Raw genomic sequence first — 623 nt, 5'->3', positions numbered from 1 at the left:
CAGGTGGCGGTGCCACGCCAGCCAGGCCGCGGCCACGGCGACCAGCAGCACGCCCCGCAGCACCGGCAGCACCGGGACATCGGTGCCGAACGCGATGCCCAGCAGGAAGAACGCCAGTACCGGCAACAGCGGCCAGTACGGCCCGCGGAGGCGCCACGCCAGCGTGCCGGCCAGCAGGGCGGCGGCCAGGGCGCCCAGGAACGGCACCACCAGCATCCCGCCCGAGGTCCCGACCGGCGGGGCGACGGTGAGGATGTCCTTCCACGCGAAAACAAAGCCGGTCAGCACCGTGCGCAGCGAGTCCAGCGACGGCAGGACGCCGCCGATCGCTTCGCCGGGCGCGGCGAAGGTGCTGCCGAGCAGCAGGTACGCCGCGAGTCCCGCGGTGGCCGTGGACAACAGGCCCAGCCGGTAGCGCGCGCCGACCAGCGAGAGCAGGAGGCCGACGGCGATGCCGCCGAAGCCTGCAGTAAGGTAGCGGCCGTTTCCGCCGAAAACATGATGGAATCCGGCCAGTCCCAGTCCCAGCAGCAGCACCAGGACAGCCGCGTCGATGGCCACCTGTCCTGCGGGCCGCGGTAGCCGGGTCGACAATCCGCCGCCGGCCGGCAGGCCGCTCGGAA

The 623-nt window shown here is 73.0% G+C and carries 1 pseudogene; it reads right to left on the bottom strand.

Features of this window, described 5'->3' with window-relative positions:
- Positions 1 to 561 (bottom strand): annotated as a pseudogene (locus AC5RUJ_RS17950) (transglutaminase domain-containing protein); the annotation flags it as partial.
- Positions 562 to 623: the final 62 nt, after the last annotated feature.

It is taken from the genome of Arthrobacter sp. Y3223164, from assembly GCF_059091005.1.
This window is presented reverse-complemented; position numbering and strand designations above follow the sequence as displayed.